The 19,011-nt window shown below is 64.2% G+C and carries 13 protein-coding genes; 9 read left to right on the top strand and 4 right to left on the bottom strand.

The window, feature by feature from the left end; genetic code table 11:
- Positions 1-8: 8 nt before the first annotated feature.
- Together ilvD and BCAL_RS10690 are read right to left on the bottom strand one after the other, a co-directional pair.
- A complete protein-coding gene (gene ilvD / locus BCAL_RS10695) occupies positions 9-1,874 on the bottom strand; it encodes a dihydroxy-acid dehydratase (RefSeq protein ID WP_043165175.1) in 1,866 nt (621 codons plus the stop codon).
- Positions 1,875-1,963: 89 nt separating this feature from the next.
- Positions 1,964-2,623, bottom strand: a complete 660-nt coding sequence (locus BCAL_RS10690) for a YczE/YyaS/YitT family protein (protein WP_043165177.1) — start codon at positions 2,621-2,623, stop codon at positions 1,964-1,966.
- Between the two features lie 124 nt (positions 2,624-2,747).
- Here BCAL_RS10690 and BCAL_RS10685 point away from each other — a divergent pair, with 124 nt between their 5' ends.
- On the top strand, positions 2,748-4,019 hold the full coding sequence (locus BCAL_RS10685) for an AGE family epimerase/isomerase (protein ID WP_043165178.1): 1,272 nt from the start codon (positions 2,748-2,750) through the stop codon (positions 4,017-4,019).
- Positions 4,020-4,089: 70 nt separating this feature from the next.
- Entirely contained in the window at positions 4,090-5,097 is a 1,008-nt protein-coding gene (locus BCAL_RS10680) for a hydroxyacid dehydrogenase (RefSeq protein WP_043165180.1), read from the top strand.
- 245 nt (positions 5,098-5,342) lie between these two features.
- Here BCAL_RS10680 and BCAL_RS10675 read toward each other — a convergent pair whose 3' ends face one another.
- The gene (locus BCAL_RS10675) at positions 5,343-6,461 is read right to left on the bottom strand and encodes a LacI family DNA-binding transcriptional regulator (protein WP_043165182.1); all 1,119 of its coding nucleotides are present in this window, start codon (positions 6,459-6,461) and stop codon (positions 5,343-5,345) included.
- 268 nt (positions 6,462-6,729) lie between these two features.
- Here BCAL_RS10675 and BCAL_RS10670 point away from each other — a divergent pair, with 268 nt between their 5' ends.
- The 5 genes from BCAL_RS10670 (at position 6,730) to BCAL_RS10650 (ending at position 13,484) form a co-directional block, all read left to right on the top strand.
- Positions 6,730-7,794, top strand: coding sequence for a glycerate kinase family protein (locus tag BCAL_RS10670; protein ID WP_043165268.1), 1,065 nt, complete (start codon positions 6,730-6,732; stop codon positions 7,792-7,794).
- 91 nt (positions 7,795-7,885) lie between these two features.
- Positions 7,886-10,171, top strand: coding sequence for an alginate lyase family protein (locus tag BCAL_RS10665; RefSeq protein WP_043165184.1), 2,286 nt, complete (start codon positions 7,886-7,888; stop codon positions 10,169-10,171).
- 82 nt (positions 10,172-10,253) lie between these two features.
- Positions 10,254-11,918, top strand: coding sequence for a glycoside hydrolase family 43 protein (locus BCAL_RS10660; protein WP_043165185.1), 1,665 nt, complete (start codon positions 10,254-10,256; stop codon positions 11,916-11,918).
- Positions 11,919-11,920: 2 nt separating this feature from the next.
- Positions 11,921-12,808 carry a sugar phosphate isomerase/epimerase family protein gene (locus BCAL_RS10655; RefSeq protein ID WP_043165187.1) on the top strand — a complete coding sequence of 296 codons (888 nt, stop codon included), beginning with the start codon at positions 11,921-11,923 and terminating at the stop codon, positions 12,806-12,808.
- 400 nt (positions 12,809-13,208) lie between these two features.
- Positions 13,209-13,484, top strand: a complete 276-nt coding sequence (locus BCAL_RS10650; protein WP_156101984.1) for a hypothetical protein — start codon at positions 13,209-13,211, stop codon at positions 13,482-13,484.
- 280 nt (positions 13,485-13,764) lie between these two features.
- On the opposite strand, the gene BCAL_RS10645 is transcribed toward BCAL_RS10650, so the two are convergent.
- Positions 13,765-14,982 (bottom strand): ATP-binding protein, encoded by a 1,218-nt coding sequence (locus BCAL_RS10645; protein WP_052119070.1) that lies wholly within the window; start codon positions 14,980-14,982, stop codon positions 13,765-13,767.
- A 692-nt stretch (positions 14,983-15,674) separates the two neighbouring features.
- On the opposite strand from BCAL_RS10645, the gene BCAL_RS10640 reads away from it, so the two are divergent.
- A complete protein-coding gene (locus BCAL_RS10640) occupies positions 15,675-16,904 on the top strand; it encodes an ROK family protein (protein WP_043165191.1) in 1,230 nt (409 codons plus the stop codon).
- 253 nt (positions 16,905-17,157) lie between these two features.
- Entirely contained in the window at positions 17,158-18,504 is a 1,347-nt protein-coding gene (gene xylA / locus BCAL_RS10635; RefSeq protein WP_043165193.1) for a xylose isomerase, read from the top strand.
- Positions 18,505-19,011: the final 507 nt, after the last annotated feature.

Raw genomic sequence — 19,011 nt, 5'->3', positions numbered from 1 at the left:
CCAGCCGATCAGGCGAGGCCGGAAAGCTTGTTGATGAGTTCCGGATCACGAGTCGCACCCTTGTCGGCGGAACGAGCGAAGGCGGCGTAGGCCTTGAGGGCCTGCGAGACCTTGCGGTCGCGGTGCGCGACGTAGCCGTCTCCGGCCTCGAGCTCGCGGCGGCGCTCGGCGAGCTGCTCGTCGGTCAGCTCGACGTTGACGGAACGGGCCTCGATGTCGATGTCGATGATGTCGCCGTTCTTGATGAGCGCCACCGGGCCCTTGTTCGCGGCCTCCGGGGCCATGTGGCCGATCGCGAGGCCGGAGGAGCCGCCGGAGTAGCGGCCGTCGGTGAGCATGGCGACCTGCTTGCCGATGCCCTTGCCCTTGACGAAGGAGGTCGGGTAGAGCATCTCCTGCATGCCCGGGCCGCCCTTCGGGCCCTCGTAGCGGATCACGAGCGCCATGCCGGGCTTCAACGTGTCGTCGAGGATGACCTTGATGGCCTCCTCCTGGGATTCGACGACCAGAGCCGGTCCGCGGAACTTCCAGATCTCCTGCGGCACGCCGGCGGTCTTGACGACGCAGCCGTCGGGCGCGAGGTTGCCGCGCAGCACGGCGAGACCGCCCTCGTGGATCTCCGGGTGGTCGATGTCGTGGATCGCGCCGTTGACGCGGTCGGTGTCGAGGGAGTCGAACAGGGTCTCGTGCGTCCACGGCTCGGGGGAGATGATGTGGCCCGGCGCCGCGTGGTAGAGGGTCTTGGCCTCCTCGGTGCAGGTGTCGCGCATGATGTCCCAGTCGGCGAGCTTGTCCTCGAGCGTCGGGTAGTCGATCGAATGGACGTTCCTGTGCAGCTTGCCGGCGCGGTCAAGCTCGCCGAGGATGCCGCAGATGCCGCCCGCGCGGTGTACGTCGGAGATCTCCCACTTGCCGGACGGTGCGGCCTTGCAGATGCACGGCACGGTGTGGGAGATGCGCTCGATGTCGTCGAGCGTGAAGTCGACGTCCGCGGACTGCGCCATCGCGAGGATGTGCAGCACGGTGTTGGTGGAGCCGCCCATCGCGACGTCCATCGTCATCGCGTTCTCGAACGCCTCCTTGGTGGCGATGGAGCGCGGCAGCACGGAATCGTCGTCGTCCTTGTAGTACTGGTTGGCGATCTTGACGACCTGGCGCGCGGCCTTGCGGAACAGCTCCTTGCGGAAGCCGTGGGAGGCGAGGATCGTGCCGTTGCCGGGCAGGGCGAGACCGATGGCCTCGGTCAGGCAGTTCATCGAGTTGGCGGTGAACATGCCGGCGCAGGAGCCGCAGGTCGGGCAGACGGTCTTCTCGTAGTTGAGCAGGTCCTCCTCGGAGACGCTGTCGTCGGCGGAGGCGTACATCACGGAGATGAGGTCGGTGTTCTTCTTGACGGTGCCGTCGGCGAGGACGGTGGTGCCGGCCTCCATCGGGCCGCCGGAGACGAACACGGTCGGGATGTTGAGGCGAAGGGCCGCCATCAGCATGCCGGGGACGACCTTGTCGCAGTTCGGGATGCAGATCAGGGCGTCGGCGCAGTGCGCATTGCACTGGTATTCGACGGTGTCCGCGATGATGTCGCGGGAAGGCAGGGAGTACAGCATGCCGGTGTGGCCCATGGCGATGCCGTCGTCGACGGCCATGGTGTTGAACTCGCGCGGGATGCCGCCGGCCTCCTTGATGGCTTCGGAGACGATGCGGCCGACCTTGTTGAGGTGGACGTGGCCGGGGAGGAACTCGTCGAAGGAGTTGGCGATGGCGATGATGGGCTTCTTGCCCATGTCGTCGCCGCTGACGCCTGCGGCACGGTAGAGGGCTCGGGCACCTGCGAAGACGCGGCCCGACATGAGTTTGGCAGAACGCATTTCAGTCATGCTTCCATTCAAGTCCCTAATCGGGACACGCGTTTTGTCAAGAGTCAGAATATGGAATTCACGAGGATGTTACCAAACACTCGGCTCCCTCACGCCTCCCGCACGGCCTGCGTCTTGCGGATCGCCGGCACGAAGCGGAAGTGCCGGTTGAGCAGGTTGACGATCTGGCCGGTGATGACCGCAACCACGACGGTGCCGACGCCGAGGCCGTTGAGCCGGTGGAAGAAGACGAATGAGAGCACGCCGGCGATGATGATCAGCGAGACGTCGAAGTACACCTTGACCGTGCCGAAGCGGACCTTGGTCACCACGGAGAAGGCGTGCACGATGCCCTCGCCGGGCACCATGATGATCCCCGGTGCCACCTCCATGCAGATGCCGAGGGCGAGGACGAAGCAGCCGAGCAGCAGCCCCGCGCCCTGCATCCACCACGTATCCGGGTCGAACCAGCCGAGGATGGTCATGCTCACGTCCAGCACGGCGCTGAACCAGAAGGTGACGGCCAGCTGGAGGTACTGGAAGGCGTGGAAATCGCGTCGCAGCAGGATCACCTCGATGATCACGAAGATCACGTTCATCGCGAAGATGGTCACGCCGAAGCTGATCTGTGGGAATCGCAGGGCGACGACCCACGCGATGCTGGAGATCGGCGAGGTGCCGAGCGCGCTTTTCGTGATGAGTGCGATGCCGAAGGATTCGATGCTGATTCCGGCGATGAAGCAGAGGAAACGTTTGATGATGTACGGCATAGTTCAGCAAGCCCTTACAGTTTTTTCCGATTTTTTTTCCCAAACCCGGTCGACAGATGTCAGGGATCATTGTACACTTGTTTTCGGTAAGGGCTTACCGCAAAGCTGCGAAAGGAATATCACAATGACGCAAGGTCAAGAAGAGCTAAGTGTGAAGTATCAGCGCGGAACCGCCGAGAACACGGCGTTCCTTGACGAGGAGACCAACGATCTGCTCAATTTTGGAAAGCGTTTCCCGTACAAGGACGGCGGATCCACATGGCTGGATGAGAACGGCAACCCGGATCTCTCCCACGGCGTCGAGACCTGGATCACCTCCCGCATGGCGCACGTCTACTCGCTGGGCGTCCTCTACGGCCACCCGGGCTCCGAGGAACTCGTCGACGCCGCCCTCAAGGGCCTGACCGGCATCCTGCACGACGACGAGCACGGCGGCTGGTACCCGCAGGTCTTCACCGACGGCACCCACGCTCCGGGCAAGGTCTGCTACGCCCACGCCTTCGTGATTCTCGCCGCCACCTCCGCCGTCTACGTCGACCGCCCCGGCGCCAAGGAGCTGCTTGACCTCGCGCTCAGGACCTACGACGAGCACTTCTGGGACGACAAGCTCGGACTCGCCGTCGACACGTGGAACACCGAGTTCACCGAGCTCGACCCGTACCGCGGACTCAACGCCAACATGCATACCACCGAGGCGTTCCTCGCCGTCGCCGACGTGACTGGCGACAACTCCTACCGCGTGCGCGCCGGACGCATCATCGACCACGTGCTGGGCTGGGCCCGGAACAACGGCTGGCGCATCCCGGAGCACTTCAACTCCGGCTGGGAGCCGCAGCTCGAGTTTAACGCGGACAAGAAGGACGACCAGTTCAAGCCGTACGGCGCCACCTCGGGCCACGGCATCGAATGGGCGCGTCTGATCACCCAGTGGGCGCTGTCCACCTATCCGGACGACGAGACCGCCCGCAAGCCGTACGTCGAGGCCGCCGAACAGCTGTTCCGCCGCGCCGTCGCCGACGGCTGGGACGCCGACGGCCAGCCCGGCATCGTCTACACCACCGACTGGGAGGGCAGGCCCGTCGTCCACGACCGCATGCACTGGACCATCGCCGAGGCCGTCAACACCTCCGCCACGCTCGCCAAGGTGACCGGCGATCCGTTCTACGACGAGTACTACGCGCGGTTCTGCAAGTACATCGACGAGTGCGTCGTCGACCATGTCAAGGGCTCCTGGTTCCACCAGCTCGATCGCGACAACCACGTGATCGGCACCGTGTGGCCCGGCAAGTCCGACCTGTACCACGCCACCCAGTCCACGCTGATCCCGCGCCTTGACCCGGCTCTGTCCGTCGTGCCCGCCCTCGGCGAGGCCAAGAAGGCCGGTAAGGCGTTCTGAAATAGCGTCCGATAGACCTAGACTCACCAAATAGCAAGAATTACAGGCAATCAAAGGAAGTGCATACACCATGACCAAATCCAAGCCGAAAGTCGTCCTGACCATGCAGCCGCCGGAGCTGGTGGACAAGCTCATGAACGACACCCAGTGGGCTCGTCTCGACGCCGTCGCCGACGTCGACCGCGACGTCATCACCGATTTTCACGCCGAAGGCGTCGAAGACCAGATCAAGGACGCCGACTACATCTTCTCCGGATGGGGCCCGGACGCCCGCATCGACGTCGACACCCTCGACAGGATGCCCAAGCTCAAGGGCATCGCCGCGGCCGCCGGCAACGCGTGGCGTCTGCTCACCCCGGAGGCGCTCGAGGAGGTCGACAAGCGCGGCATCCTGCGCTCCAACTCCGGCTATGTCAACGGCATCCCGGTCGCCGAGTACTGCATGGCGATGATCCTCATGGCGAACAAGGACTTCTTCCGCGCCGAGCGCATCTACCGTGAGCGCCGCGAGTACATCAACCGCGAGGTCGAGTTCCCGACCGCCGGCAACTACCTGAAGACCGTGGGCCTGGTCACCGCCTCCGCCCGCATCGGCCGCCACCTGATGGGCCTGCTCAAGGGATGCCGCATGCGCGTGCTCGCCGAGTCCCGTTCGATGGACGCCGAGGAGACCGCCTCCTACGGTGCGGTCAAGGCCGACATGGAGACCGTGTTCCGCGAGTCCGACGTCATCTCCGTGCACACGCCGAGCCTGCCCGCCACCCGCGGCATGATCGGCGCCAAGTACTTCAAGATGATGAAGGACGGCGCCTGGTTCATCAACTCCGCCCGTGGCGCCGTCGTCGACGCCGACGCGATGATCGCCGAGCTCAGGACCGGCCGCATCAACGCGATCCTCGACGTCACCGATCCGGACGAGCCGCTGTCCGCCGACTCCCCGCTGTGGGACATGCCGAACGTGATCCTGACCCCGCACATCGCCGGCTCCGAAGGCACCGAGCTGCAGGGCATGGGCGAGAACGTCGTCAACGAGCTCACCCACATGATCAAGGGCGAGCCGCTGGAGTACGCGGAGTGATTGTCGGCCGGCTGGTCGGCCGGCAGTCGGCCGGCCGCCAGCCGCTTGCAGCGAATCGTTCTCAATAAGAAACGTGTGAGGCCTTTTCGGCCTCAATCGAACAGGGGATGCCCCGGAACGTTGGAATTCCGGGGCATCCCCTGTTGTGCGTTTGTGCGATGGTGTGCGATGGGCTCACACGTTTGCTATTGAGAACGATTCGCTGCAAGCGGCGTATTCCGGCACGCCGGAATACGGGACGCATCTCACCTTCTGGGCAGTGATCCGCGCAGGACGACGTCCGGGGCGCTCTGCACGTAGATCAGACGTCCCGCGTCGGCCGAACTCGAGCCGGTCTCGCCGGTCGTCTCCTGCGCGTCGCGCTTGGCGAGGACGCTGCCGACGGCGGCCTGCCCCATCTGCTCGAGCGGCAGGTGCACGGTGGTCAGCGGCGGGTAGACGTCCGCCGAGTAGGGGATGTCACCGAATCCGGTGACGCCCACGTCGACTCCGGGCTCGATGCCGTTGGCGCGCAGCGCGGTCATCGCGCCGATCGCCATCACGTCGTTCAGGGCGATGACCGAGTCGGCGCCCCTGCCCTCATACAGCGCGCCGTCGCCGGGCTTGAGGAGCCCCGCGCGCGCCATCTGCATGATCGCCGCATAGCCTTCGGTGCGGCTGAACCGGCCGTTGACCGTCGCACGCGGGTCGATGACGACGTCGGCGTCGGCGAACGCGGCGAGCACGCCGTCCAGTCGTTCCCTTGACGTGCGGTAGGTCTCGTCGCCCCTGAGGATCACGGGCCGGGTGTATCCGGAGTCGATGATGAGTCTGGCGATCGCGCGTGCGCCGACGTCGTTGGCGACGTCCACCGCCGGGAACGGCAGGTCGCGGTTGAGGATGAACACGGCGCGGCCACCGGTCGACTCGTACTGTCTGAGCTCGTTGGTCAGCGGCTCGCGTTCGGGCGCGTCGACGTATTCGCTTTCCGCGACGATGATGCCGCGCGGGCGGGTGGCCGTGGCCTTGCGCACCGCCTCGAGCTCCTCGCGCGGGGTGGGCGCCACGCTGATCGTGACCGTCAGGCCGTGTTCGGCCGCGGCTTTGACCACGCCCTGCGAGACGGCGGCGAAGTACGGGTCGGAGATGTCCGAGACGAGCAGGACGATGTTCGGCGCCGTGCCCTTGGCGACCGCCTGCGCGTAGGCGTTGGGGCGGTAGTTGAGTTTGGTGGCCGCCTCCATCACCTTCACGTATGATTGGTTGCGGACCCTGCGCGTGCTGCCGTTCAGCACACGTGACGCCGTGGCGATGGAGACGTTGGCCGCCTTTGCCACGTCCATCAGTGTCGCGGGCGATTGCGTTTTGTCGTTCTGAGCTGCCATGGTCCTCGCTGATCCTGTTCTTCCCGGAAACGGAAAATAATCTTCAAACGTTTACCGCAATCATAGCTGCATTGCGCACGAAATGCGAGCGATGACGCGCGATTGTGCAGTATTTTGCTCGAATGTATCCGCCTGCGCGCATCCCGATATTGCGGTAAGCGTTTTCCATTTCGGCGTGTCGTGAGGTATGCTGGGGTGCATGACGCGATATCTATGCGCCCCTGACTCCTTCAAGGAGAGCCTGACCGCCATGGAGGCGGCGCGGGCCATGGCCCAGGGGATCAAGAACGCGGACCCCGCAGCCGAGGTCCGCTGCCTGCCGATGGCCGACGGCGGCGAAGGCACCGCCCGTGCGCTCGTCGACGCAACGCACGGCGTGATGCTCGAGGCGACGGTCCACGACCCGCTCGGACGGTCCATCACCGGCCATTACGGCATGCTCGGCGACGGCGTGACGGCCGTGGTCGAAACCGCCGAAGCCAGCGGACTCGCCTTGCTCTCGTCCGACGAACGCAATCCGCTCATCGCCTCCTCGTACGGCACCGGCGAACTGATCCGCGCGGCCGCCCATGCGGGCGCCAGGCGCATCATCGTCGGCCTTGGAGGCTCGGCCACCAACGACGCCGGCGCGGGACTCCTTCAGGCGCTGGGCGTGCGTCTGCTCGACGAGCATGGCAGAGAACTCGCCCGCGGCGGCGCGGCGCTCGCCAGTCTCGAAAGAATCGACGTGAGCGGACTCGACGAGGCCGTGCGCTACGTGCACGTCATCGCCGCCTGCGACGTGACCAACCCGCTGACCGGCCACGACGGCGCCAGCGCCGTATTCGGGCCCCAGAAGGGCGCCACGCCGGCCGACGTCGAACGTCTCGACCAGGCGCTCACCCACTTCGCGCACGTCATCGCCGACCAGTTGCACGTCGAGGTCGCCGACGTGCCCGGAGCCGGTGCGGCAGGCGGCATCGGCGCGGCCTTGAAGGGCTTCCTCGACGCCGAATTCCGCCCCGGCATCGACATCGTCATCGAGACCTCCGGACTCGATGAGGCCGCGCAGTGGGCGGACGTCGTTTTCACCGGCGAGGGCTCGATCGACTTCCAGACCAAGTTCGGCAAGACGCCGGCCGGCGTCGCTAAGACCGCCAAAGCGCATCGCAAGCCGGTCATCGCCGTCGCCGGACACATCGGCAAAGGCATCGACGAGCTCCACGAGGTCGGCATCGATGCGGTCTTCGGCATCGCACCCGGCGCCGCAAGCCTCGACAGCCTCCTGAAGGACGCCGCGCGCAACGTCACGTTCACCACCGAGCAGATCGTACGCACGCTCAGACTCAGATGAGTTAGGGGTGCACACGATCAGGAAAGACCAATATGGGAACCGCGTTGAGAATCGTCACCGTCACCATCCGCATGAACAAGGGGGATGAATCATGACCGGTCACGCCGACGACTACCCCACACGCGAGCGGACCGTGGAACGCATCGTGCGCATCCGCACGGCCGAAGGCGACTACGTCGCGCTCGCGTCCGACGGCGGGCTCACGCTCGGCACGGCCGACGAGGCCGAACGCTTCGCGCTCTACGCCTCCCGGTACCCGCAGTATCTGCGCTCCGGTGGCATGTCCGGCGGCACGACGGACATCGTATTCGACGGCGCGCAGGACGTGACCTACGCCCTGAGAAGCCTGACGAACGGGTGCTACCTGACGATCCAGAACTACGCCGACACCGTCGACGCGGACGGCAGGCCCACGTACTACCGCAGGCGGGGACTCACGTACGTAGTCACCGCCACCGCGCCCGAGGCGTTCTGGAACGAGCGGTTCACGCTGACCGACCAGCCGGACGGCTCCACGCTGATCGCCAGCCACTGCGACGACCTGCGCGACGAGCCGAACTGCTCGGCGTTCCCGATGCGCGTCACCCTGTCCGGCGCGTACATCGACTACGGCAACGTAGCCGTGCAGCGACTGTTCGTCGAGGATGCGGGGGAGGTCGATTCCGCGGAATTCGCCGCGGACTCCGCGGGTGACGTTCCGGACTCCATCCCGCAGGTCTTCGTCCACCCCGGCGTGAACCTGTCGGCCGCGCAGCTGACGGCAATGCGCGATCACGTGCGCGCCCACGAGAACCCGTGGGTCGCCGATTATCACCGACTGACCGACACCGTGCCCAACGACATGTCCAACGAGCGGTACGTACCTACCTTCCGTGAGGGCGTCGGCCGTGGCAACCCGGAGGGATCCGGCCACATCGGCGACTGGGAGATGTCGTGCGCGGCCGCCTACTTCAACGCGCTGCGCTGGGTCGTCACCGGCGAGGACAAGTACGCCGCCAAGACCGTCGAGATCATCGACGGCTGGTCGAAGACCCTGCGGGTCATCGACGGACGCGACCGCATCCTCGGCGCCTCGCTCGCCACCATCAAGCTCATCAACGCCGCCGAGATCGTACGATACTTCGACGGCGGCTACACGGGATTCGACGATGAGGCCTTCGCCCGATTCCGCACCATGCTGCACAACGTCATCTACCCGGTCGTGCGTGACGGCGGCGCGCCGATGAATGCGAACGGCAACTGGGACGTCGCGCCGATGACCACGCTGCTGGCCATCGGCGTCGCCACCGACGACCGCCGGATCTTCGCCCGCGGCGTCGAGATGTACTTGAGCCGCTACTGCAACGGGTCGATCGAGAACTACCTGACCGACTGGGGCCAAAGCGTCGAGACCGCGCGCGATCAGGCGCACGGCCAGCTCGGCATCGGCGCGATGGGCGACACCTGCGCCATCGCCGAGCATCAGGGCGTCGACCTGTGGGATCTCAAGGACAACAGGCTCGCCAAGGCGTACGAATGGTGCGCATGCTACAACCTGTTCCACGGCGAGGGAGAACTCGTCGTGACGCCGCTGTCCGGCATCTTCGGCTACTTCGACGACATCTCCTACTGGGACCACATGGAGGAGCAGGGCGTCTACCGCGGGCAGCTGCGGCCGATCTACGAGACCGCTCTCGCCCACTACCGCCACGTGCCCGGCGTCGACATGACATGGACCGAGCGTGCGGCGCGTGCGATGCGTCCGGAGGGTCTCGTCCACTTCGACAACCTCAACTTCTCCACCCTGACGACCTACGACGGGCCTGCCGAGGAGACGACGGAACCGCTCATACGCCTGCGCACGATGCTCGAACCGTGGTACCAGCACTCCTGGTCCGCGATCCGCGCCGAAGGGGACGTCCCCTCCAACGCGCTGATCGACGGCGTGCTGCCTGAAGGGTACACGACCGAGACCATGCCCTCGTACTTCGCCGTCCAGTCGGACGGCACGCTCGCCGTGACGGCCATGCGCCGCGACGCCGCCCTGCTGCGGCTCGTTGCCCGCGACGACGGCACGTACTCGCTGGTCGACACGTCCGATGGACGCGTCCTGACGGTCGGTGACGGACTTGCGGACGGCGGATGCGAACTGCGCATGGCGTCGCAGCCCGATGCCGGTGCGAACGTCGACTGCTTCTCCCTACGCAACTGGGGTATCGGACGCATGTACCTCGTCCACGATGGACGGCTCGTCGAGACCGTGACGGACGGCGGCACGCCGACGCTGCGACTCGGCGTCCGTCCCGAAGGACGCAACACCGACACCAGGCCGGCGAACTGGCTGCTGTTCACCTACGACGATGCGGACGATGGAGCGGCGGGTTCGACGGCGGCATGACCGGTGGGCCTGGACGGCAAACGGCAAACACACAGCACAACGCGGATATATATCAAGCGGATATAAGGAGTCAGAAACAACAATGACCACGATGATCACCAACCCGATCCTTCCCGGATTCCATCCGGACTCGAGCGCCCTGCGCGTCGGCGACGACTACTACATCGCCACCTCCACCTTCGAATGGTGGCCGGGCATCGACATCTACCATTCCAAGGACCTCGTCAACTGGGAGTGGGTCGCCGCCCCCGTCAACCGCGAATCGCAGGTCGACCTTCGCGGCAACTACGATTCAGGCTCCCTGTGGGCGCCGCACCTGAGCTACGCCGACGGCAAGTTCTGGCTCGTCTACACGGACGTCAAAACCTACGCGCCGTTCAAGGACACCCTCAACTACGTGATCACCGCCCCGGACATCACCGGACCGTGGAGCGAACCGCATTTCCTGACCGCATCCGGCTTCGACCCGGCCATCTTCCACGACGACGACGGCCGTAAGTGGTTCCTCAACATGCTCTACGACTACCGTCCCGGCCGCCAGCGGTTCGCCGGCACGGTCATCCAGGAGTTCGATCCCGAATCGATGCAGCTGATCGGCGAGCGCAAGCACTTCTACAAGGGCACCAAGCTCGGCGTGTGCGAAGGCCCGCAGATCCTCAAGAGGAACGGCTGGTACTACCTGCTGTGCGCGGCAGGCGGCACCGGCTACATGCACGCCGCAACCGTGGCCCGCGCCCGTTCGCTCGAGGGACCGTTCGAGGATTCCCCGTACACGCCGCTGATGACCACGCGCGACGAGCCGAGTAATCCGCTGCAGAAGTCCGGCCACTGCTGCTTCCTCGAGATCGGCGACGAATGGTACGTCACGCAGATCTGCGGCAGGCCGCTGACCGAGCGCGGCAACTGCACGCTGGGCCGTGAGACCGGCATCCAGAAGATCTACTGGACTTCGGACGGCTGGCCGCGCCTGATCAACGACACGATCAGCCCGGACCTGAAGGTTCCGGCGCCGAGGATCGCGCAGGGCGTCGTGCAGGTCATGGACCATTCCGAACGCATCGAGTTCGAGGCGGATCGTGCCGCCGAGGCCAACGCGCCGCTCAATTCCGTGACCGATCCGGCCATCCCGCCGAGCCTCAAGACCCTGCGCACCGCGCTCGTGGCCGAACAGGACTATTCGCTCACCGAGCGTCCCGGCTGGCTGCGCATCCACGGTGCGCAGTCGCTGCGCTCGCAGCACAGGCAGACGCTGTTCGCCCGCCGTTGGGAGGCGTACGACTTCGACGCACAGACTGTGCTTGACTTCGATCCGACCAATTACCAGCAGATGGCCGGCCTGATCCTTTACTACGACACGCAGAACTGGATCTACGCGTACGTGAGCTTCGACTCGGAGGGCACCGACAGGCGCATCATCCAGGTGCTGCGCTGCGACCACGGCAAGCTCGACTACGGCTCCGATGCGATCGCGCTCGAGGAAGGCCCGGTGCGCATCAAGGTGGAGGTGCGCCGTGACAAGGCGAACTTCCACTTCGCGCAAGGCAAGGATATGTACGCCGACAACGCGCTGTGGAAGGCGATCGGCGGCGTGCAGCCGGCCGATCACATCAGCGACGACTACGTCGAGCGTACGATCCAGGGCTGCGCGTTCACCGGCGGCATGGTGGGCATCTGCTCGCAGGACATGGACGCCCACCGCTCGCACGCCGACTTCCAGTACTTCGACTATCAGGAAAGGAACAAGTAATCATGACATGGGAACTGGCCGCGTCCACTCTGGGCGCTCCGTACGACTCGATGGACGAGCTTGCCAGGACGTTCAACGCCACCGGCGTCAAGAGGATCGAGGTGGCCGTCGGCGACGAGATGAAGTTCACGATGACCTCCACCGACGACGAGCTCAAGGCGATGCGCGACGAGCTCGCCGAGAAGGCGAGCGTCACCATCTTCGCCGTCGACTCGCGCGTGCAGGTATGCAACACCGCCCGCGAGGAGGACGAGCTGGTCGAAAGCCTCGAACACTGCCTGCACATGGCCGACGTGCTGGGGGCCAAGTACGTGCGCGTCTTCCCGACCGCGCCGCTCGAGCCGAGCTGGGATCCGGACCGTCTGCCGGGCATGGTGCTTCCCCAAGGCATGAACCTGGCCGGTGTCTCCAAGCGCGGCGCCGAGATCATCGCCCGTGCGCTGCCGACCGCCGACAGGCTCGGCGTGCAGCCGCTCATCGAGACGCACGACAGCCACACCAACGGCGAGCGCAACGCGATCATCCACTACTACCTCGATAAGATCGCCCCGGACAACCAGGTCGGATCCATCTGGGATCTCGCGCACCCGTGGCGCGTCGGCGAGGCCCCGGCCAAGACCTTCGAGTACTTGAAGCCGTACCTCGTGGGCGGCCGCGGCGTCGTGCAGATCAAGGACTGCGCGTTCCCGGGCGACCAGACCCCGGTGTTGCAGGGCACCGGTCGCGTGCCGCTGGCCGAATGCTGCAGGCTCCTCAAGGACGGCGGCTACACCGGACCGCTCTCTCTGGAGTGGGAGCGCCGCTGGTACCCGCAGGTCGAGCCGCTCGAGGAGGCGCTTGTCGCCGCCCGCAAGGCGATCGAGGCCCTGCCGGCCGAATCCCAGCTGTGACGCAATGATCGGCGCGGCCGCACAGCCCGCCGACCTTGGTGACCCCGTGGCACGTGTGGCATGCACCTACTGAGTGTGCATGCCACACGTGCCACGGGGTCTTATTGTTGCTGCCGGCATGTCGGTGTCTGTGTTGGTGTGTGGTGGTGTCTTTCGGTCTGTGTTAGTGCCTGTCTGGCCTGTGTTAGTGCTGTTAGTGCCGTTTTGGCCTGTTGTTCCCTCCGCTGCCTCTTCCCATCGAGTGGTCTATGGTGCCATGGCGCGGTGAAATCCCCATCGAGCGGTGAGCTGTTTTCGGGAAATGGCGGAATTAGGCCATTTTGCGTCACCGCTCCATGGATGATTCACTACTTCATGGGCATATCACCGCGTCATGCGGTGCGATGCTGCGCCATGGTCATTGCGCGACGTCACGGACAGTGCGCTGGGGAACCGGGACTACAATCCGCGTCCGGGTCGTCTGATCGAGAACGTGCGCGTAGAGGACGTGGACGTGACCACGGGCGCGGTGACCGCCGGCGACGAGGAGCCCTCGCTGGTCGGCGGATACGACGCGGAGCATCCGGTGAGCGGCGTGCATGTGGTGAACATGCGCCGCGACGGCCGCGCCTGCCACACCCTCGAGGAGGCCAACATCCGCGTCCTGCCCAACGCCAGCGACATCACCATCGAATGATGGTAGGGACCGGCGGTGGCTGAATCATGCCGCCGGCCCCCCAGTCTCGTTCGGCGGTGGCAAGGCATGATCGAGTCGTTCATTCAGGATACGTTCTCTCGGCTCACTTCCGAGAGTGTGAGGCGTGCGGTCGTGTCGGACATCCATCGTGCGGATGTACGTGCGTTTGCCGAGTGTTATCGGTCTGAGTATTGGATCCGGGGTTCAGTTCGGTATGGCAGGGCCCTTTGCCTTCCCCATGCCGTTTGTGCATGCGCTACTCGGCGCGCTGTGAGAACGCTCATTCGGAGTGCGTCAGCCAGTCGAGCGCATTGACCACGTCGATGCCGTCGACGCTACCCAGTCCGAACGTGTCGAGCGTGAGGATCATACGGCGACCAGATGCGTTGTGCAGCCTGCGCAGCGGCTCGAATTCACGGTCGCGGGTCGAGGCGTCCATGATGGTCGCGCTCACCTGAATGAACAGCCGCTCATCGGTCATATCGGCCGATATCCGGTCGGCGACGAAATCGATCTCGAGATTGTCCATCCTGCCGACCTGCACGTCGTATCCCCGTGTCTTGAGCTCGTTGTGCACGATGAGCTCGAGCAGTGGCCCGATATCGCCCTGATGATAGCTGACCAGCGTGTTTCTGATGCCGGGATCCGCAGGATAGTACTTGCTCAATCCTTGGAGGTGGTCGCCATCTTTCACGTTGATGCGCCGGGCCTGATGGAAGAGGAACGCGTCAAGCAAACCGGAGATGTACCGTTCGATGGTGTCGTTGGTCGCCGAACGCCGTGCGCTTTTAAGTCTGTGCTCGATCCTGGAGATGGACACGGGGGAGCCGGCGGTGTCGGCAAGATATCGGGCGACGTCATTGAACACCATGGGATTGCGTATCTGCAGATACTGGGAGATGTCACGTACGAGCACCGTGTCGTAGATGCCGGAGAGCACGGTGTATGCCAGTTCCTGGTTGGTCCCCTGATCGACGACCGGCGGCAGGCCGCCGTATCGCATGTACCGTTCAAATGCGGTGTTACGGTCGAGTTCCCCGGTGTATCGAAGAAACTCCGCGAAGGACAGCGGGAACACCCTGATCTCGACATAGCGTCCGGACAGCAGCGTTCCCAGTTGCCTTGACGGCAGATGCGCGTTGGATCCGGTCAGGTAGATGTCGACGTTCGCATCCACCTGCAACGCGTTGACCACGCGTTCCCATCCGTCGATGAGCTGCACCTCGTCGAGCAGCAGGTAATACCGATCGTCATCTTGCATGAGCCCCGCGATGTGGTCATGCAGTTGCATCCGGTCGAACGAGGCGAATTCGAATGACTCAAGATTGATGGTGAGAATATGATCCGATGGAACGCCTGCCGAGACGAGCCTTTGCCCCAGCAGCTTCAGGAGTGATGACTTGCCGCATCGGCGCATGCCGGTGATGACCTTGATGAGTCCGTTGTCTTTGGCGGCAAGGAGCTTGTCCAGATACAGCGGTCGCGTCTTCAGTTTCATGATGTTCCGAATTTTTGCTGGTGTGCTAGTAAAAGTATAGGAGATGTGGGCTATTTTTACTACCATGCTAGTAAAAGTCGCAGATGTCTTGCGAGTTTTGCTGGTGTGCTAGTAAAAGTGGTGCTGGATGACGGTGCCATATGGGGCTAACTCGTCTATAAGACGTACTTTCGGCGTTCTGCGGACATCTATCTCGCTTATGAGGGGTGCATACCCCAGGTATTACATCCTCAAATCGGCTTGACCCCAACGCCATCAAGCCGTTTTCAGCCCTTCATACCTGTGGGAGGTACCCCTCGTAACGCGGATAGAGGTCCGCAAAACGGCAAAAGCACCCCTTGTAACGCAGATAGGCACGCAGATAGACACGGGCAGGTGCGGATGGCAGGCAAACAACGGCTCATCCATTACCGTGGTTGGGGGCGGGGCGCTGGTTCCGGCTATGACTTTTCTGGGCTCCATCTCATTCCCGCACGAACAGCGGGGACCGGTCCTGGAATGATCGTGGGTGGCCTTGTGGGTAAAGGCTATTTCGTTCACTGCCTTTACAATCGAGGAGGGCAAGGATAGGGCCGGCACCCGGTCGGGCTCGGAACCGGTCCGAACTTCGGCGGCGTGCCGAAGGCGTCGTCGGGATGCCGGCATGGCTTCGGGCGGAGAGCAGTATGAGAAGGAACGAGGGGAGGGCCGCAGTGCCGCGAGTCAGGAGCATCAACCAGGACGATCTACGCAACCACAACCTGTCGGTGGTGCTCTCCACGCTCGCCCGCTCGCGCACTCCGCTGAGTCGCGCCGAACTGGCCAAGGAGACGGGGCTCACCAAGGCCACGCTCTCGCTGCTTGGCGACCTGCTGCTGAAGAACCATGTGATCCGCCAGCTTGATCCCACAGTCGGCGCGGCCTACGGCAGGCCGAGCACCCCTCTCGCCTTCGCCCCCGGACACTGGGCCGGCGTCGGCATGCAGGTCAACACCGACGGCTTCGGCTATCTCGTGCTCGACATCAACGGCGACGTCGTCGAATCGAACTGGTGCGAACGCACGATGGATGATGTGCGCCCCGACGACATCCTCGGCGAACTCGACGCGATGATGGCCCCCGTCGAAACCCGCCTCACCCGACGCGGCTACACGATCGCCGGCGCCGAGCTCGCCCTGCCCGGCCTTGTCACCAGCGGCAACGAACTGCTCGTCGCGCGCAACCTCGGTTGGCGCGACCTCGATCTGAACCGCTATCCGGTGATCGAACGGCTCAGTGCGAACGCCGAGAACGAGGCGACGCTCGCCGCCCTCGCGCAGATTCCCGGCTACGCCTCGCAGCGCACCGACGGCGACTGGCCGCTGAAGACCTTCGACTCCTTCATCTACGTGTCCACCGACATCGGCATCGGCGGCGCCTACGTGCGCGAAGGCCAGATCGTGCGCGGCGACCACGGGTTCGCCGGCGAGATCGGCCACGTGTGCGTCGACATGCACGGGGGGCTGTGCCGTTGCGGTCGCCACGGCTGCCTTGAGACGATCGCCGGTCGTCGCGCGCTCATGGTCGCGTCCGGACTCGCCGACGAGGCGCACGCCGCCGACACGACGCTTACGCCGAAACTGCTTGAGGCGTGGCGTCACGGTGACGCACGGGCCGTGCTCGCCGTCGACCATGCGATGACCGCGCTCGCCGTCGCGCTCGCCAGCGTCGTCAACATCGTCGACATCGAGAACATCGTGATCGGCGGCCTTCTGGGTGAGTTCGGAGACGAGATGGCGGACGTCCTGCACGCCCGGGTCGCCTCGCGAATCCTCGCGCGCGACGGCGTGGACATGCGTGTGATGGTCTCTCCCGTCACCGACCATCCCGCGTTGCACGGCGCCGCCGTGATGGGCCTGCGCCGACTGTTCGACTCGCCCCTCAAATACATGACGACGGTCTAGCCCGTCGGGCGATCGCGGCGGCTTGAACTGGTTGGTCGGCAATGATATGAGTCGAAGCCGCTTATGAAACCCAAACCCCTGAAACACGCCTTATCCGGCAGATAAGTTCATTCATTTGACAAATATAGTTCAGTCATTTAACATAAGAGTCGTCAGCTGGTTCGCTCCGGGATCATGGCGGATGAAACGCCATGCGGAGGCCGAACGGCGCAACGGACAATAACACGCACATCCCGAGTCTAAGGAGACAGCAATGGGTCTGTGGGACATCGACAAGATCGAATACGTCGGCCGCAAGGGCGGCGCCAAGGAAGGCCTCGGCTTCCGCTACTACGACGCCGACAAGGTCGTCGCCGGCAAGAGGATGAAGGACTGGCTGCGCTTCGCCGTGGCCTACTGGCACACCTTCGACCAGCGTCTCGTCGACCCGTTCGGCGACGGCACCGCCGAGCGTCCGTACGACAAGTACACCAAGCCGATGGATCTGGCCCTCGCCAAGGTCGACTACGCCTTCGAGTTCTACACCAAGCTCGGCGTCGAGTACTTCTGCTTCCACGACCGCGACATCGCACCCGAAGGCGACACCCTGCGCGAGACCAACGCCAACCTCGACAAGGTCGTCGACAAGATCGAGGAGAACATGAAGTCCACCGGCGTCAAGCTGCTGTGGAACACCCAGAACCTGTTCACCAACCCGCGCTTCGTCGCCGGCGCCGCCACCTCGCCGTTCGCCGACATCTTCGCCTACTCGGGCGCCCAGGTCAAGAAAAGCCTCGAGATCGCCAAGCGCCTCGGCGCCGAGAACTACGTGTTCTGGGGCGGCCGCGAAGGCTACGAGAACCTGTGGAACACCCAGATGCACCGCGAGCAGGCCCACATGGCCAAGCTCTTCCACCTCGCCGCCGACTACGCCAAGGAGATCGGCTTCACCGGCCAGTTCCTCATCGAGCCCAAGCCGAAGGAGCCGACCAGCCACCAGTACGACTTCGACGCGGCCGCCGCGCTCGCCTTCCTCAAGACCTTCGACCTCGAGGACGTCTTCAAGTTGAACCTCGAAGGCAACCACGCCAACCTGGCCGGCCACACCTACCAGCACGAGGTGCGCTTCGCCCGCGAGAACGGCGTGCTCGGCTCCCTCGACGCCAACCAGGGCGACAAGCTCATCGGCTGGGACATGGACGAGTTCCCGTCCGACCTGTACGACTGCGTCGCCGTGATGTGGGAGGTCCTCGCCAACGGTTCGATCGGCCCCCACGGCGGTCTGAACTTCGACGCCAAGCCGCGCCGCACCTCCTTCGAGGCCGACGACCTGTTCCGCGCGCACATCGTGGGCATGGACTCCTACGCCGCAGGTCTGCTCGTCGCCGCCAAGATGCACGAGGACCACTACATTGAGGATCTGCAGGCCGATCGCTACAGCTCCTACGAGTCCGGTATCGGCGCCGCCATCGAATCCGGCGAGGCCACCCTCGCCTCCCTCGAGGAGTACAGCCTCGACAAGACCCAGGCCGAGCTGCGCGCCGCCACCAAGTCCGATCACCTCGAGTCTGTCAAGGCCACGATCAACAACTACATCGTGGACGCGCTCGCCGAGGCGTGATCGTCCAGGCGTGATCAGCTAGGCGTGATCGTCTAGGCGTGATCGACCGTGAGACCCGACGAGACCGGGCCTCACGCTTCTCTCTCTTCTTCTCCTGTTTTCCTTCCATCAACGCATGATCCGCCTGCGGTACTCGTCATCCGCAGGCGGATCATGCGTATTTTTGCGTGTATATCGTGTATGGCACGAGATGATGATTGCCGCGACTGCACATAAGTCGCTCGGTTGCTGAGGTGTGCGCTTTGACGGGCTGCGACTCGGTGTGGTGTATGCCGGCGTGACGTGACGTGCCGGCGTGTGCTGGGACGCGGTGTGCCCTGATGTGGCGTTGCTATGCCTGTATGTGCCGTTCAACGTAAGTCAATCGTTTTACATTCGTTGAGTGGCAGAATATGCTGCCACTCAACGGGGATTTCGCAATTATTTGCGTTGAGTGGCAGAACTCGACTGTGAAGTCCCGTATCGAATAAGAGATCCGATTATTGACGTATCGTCAAAACGGCTATT

Source organism: Bifidobacterium callitrichos DSM 23973 (assembly GCF_000741175.1).
Taxonomy (GTDB): Bacteria; Actinomycetota; Actinomycetes; order Actinomycetales; family Bifidobacteriaceae; genus Bifidobacterium; species Bifidobacterium callitrichos.
Note: the sequence above shows the minus strand (reverse complement) of the source record. Positions and strands in the feature narration are given on the sequence as shown.

Excerpts from the sequence above, each read along its gene's own strand:
- BCAL_RS10675 (WP_043165182.1), bottom strand. The coding sequence starts at position 6,461 with ATGGCAGCTCAGAACGACAAAACGCAATCGCCCGCGACACTGATGGAC.
- BCAL_RS10680 (WP_043165180.1), top strand. The coding sequence starts at position 4,090 with ATGACCAAATCCAAGCCGAAAGTCGTCCTGACCATGCAGCCGCCGGAG.
- BCAL_RS10655 (WP_043165187.1), top strand. The coding sequence starts at position 11,921 with ATGACATGGGAACTGGCCGCGTCCACTCTGGGCGCTCCGTACGACTCG.
- xylA (WP_043165193.1), top strand. The coding sequence starts at position 17,158 with ATGGGTCTGTGGGACATCGACAAGATCGAATACGTCGGCCGCAAGGGC.
- BCAL_RS10665 (WP_043165184.1), top strand. The coding sequence starts at position 7,886 with ATGACCGGTCACGCCGACGACTACCCCACACGCGAGCGGACCGTGGAA.
- BCAL_RS10660 (WP_043165185.1), top strand. The coding sequence starts at position 10,254 with ATGACCACGATGATCACCAACCCGATCCTTCCCGGATTCCATCCGGAC.
- ilvD (WP_043165175.1), bottom strand. The coding sequence starts at position 1,874 with ATGACTGAAATGCGTTCTGCCAAACTCATGTCGGGCCGCGTCTTCGCA.
- BCAL_RS10670 (WP_043165268.1), top strand. The coding sequence starts at position 6,730 with ATGGCCCAGGGGATCAAGAACGCGGACCCCGCAGCCGAGGTCCGCTGC.
- BCAL_RS10645 (WP_052119070.1), bottom strand. The coding sequence starts at position 14,982 with ATGAAACTGAAGACGCGACCGCTGTATCTGGACAAGCTCCTTGCCGCC.
- BCAL_RS10685 (WP_043165178.1), top strand. The coding sequence starts at position 2,748 with ATGACGCAAGGTCAAGAAGAGCTAAGTGTGAAGTATCAGCGCGGAACC.
- BCAL_RS10690 (WP_043165177.1), bottom strand. The coding sequence starts at position 2,623 with ATGCCGTACATCATCAAACGTTTCCTCTGCTTCATCGCCGGAATCAGC.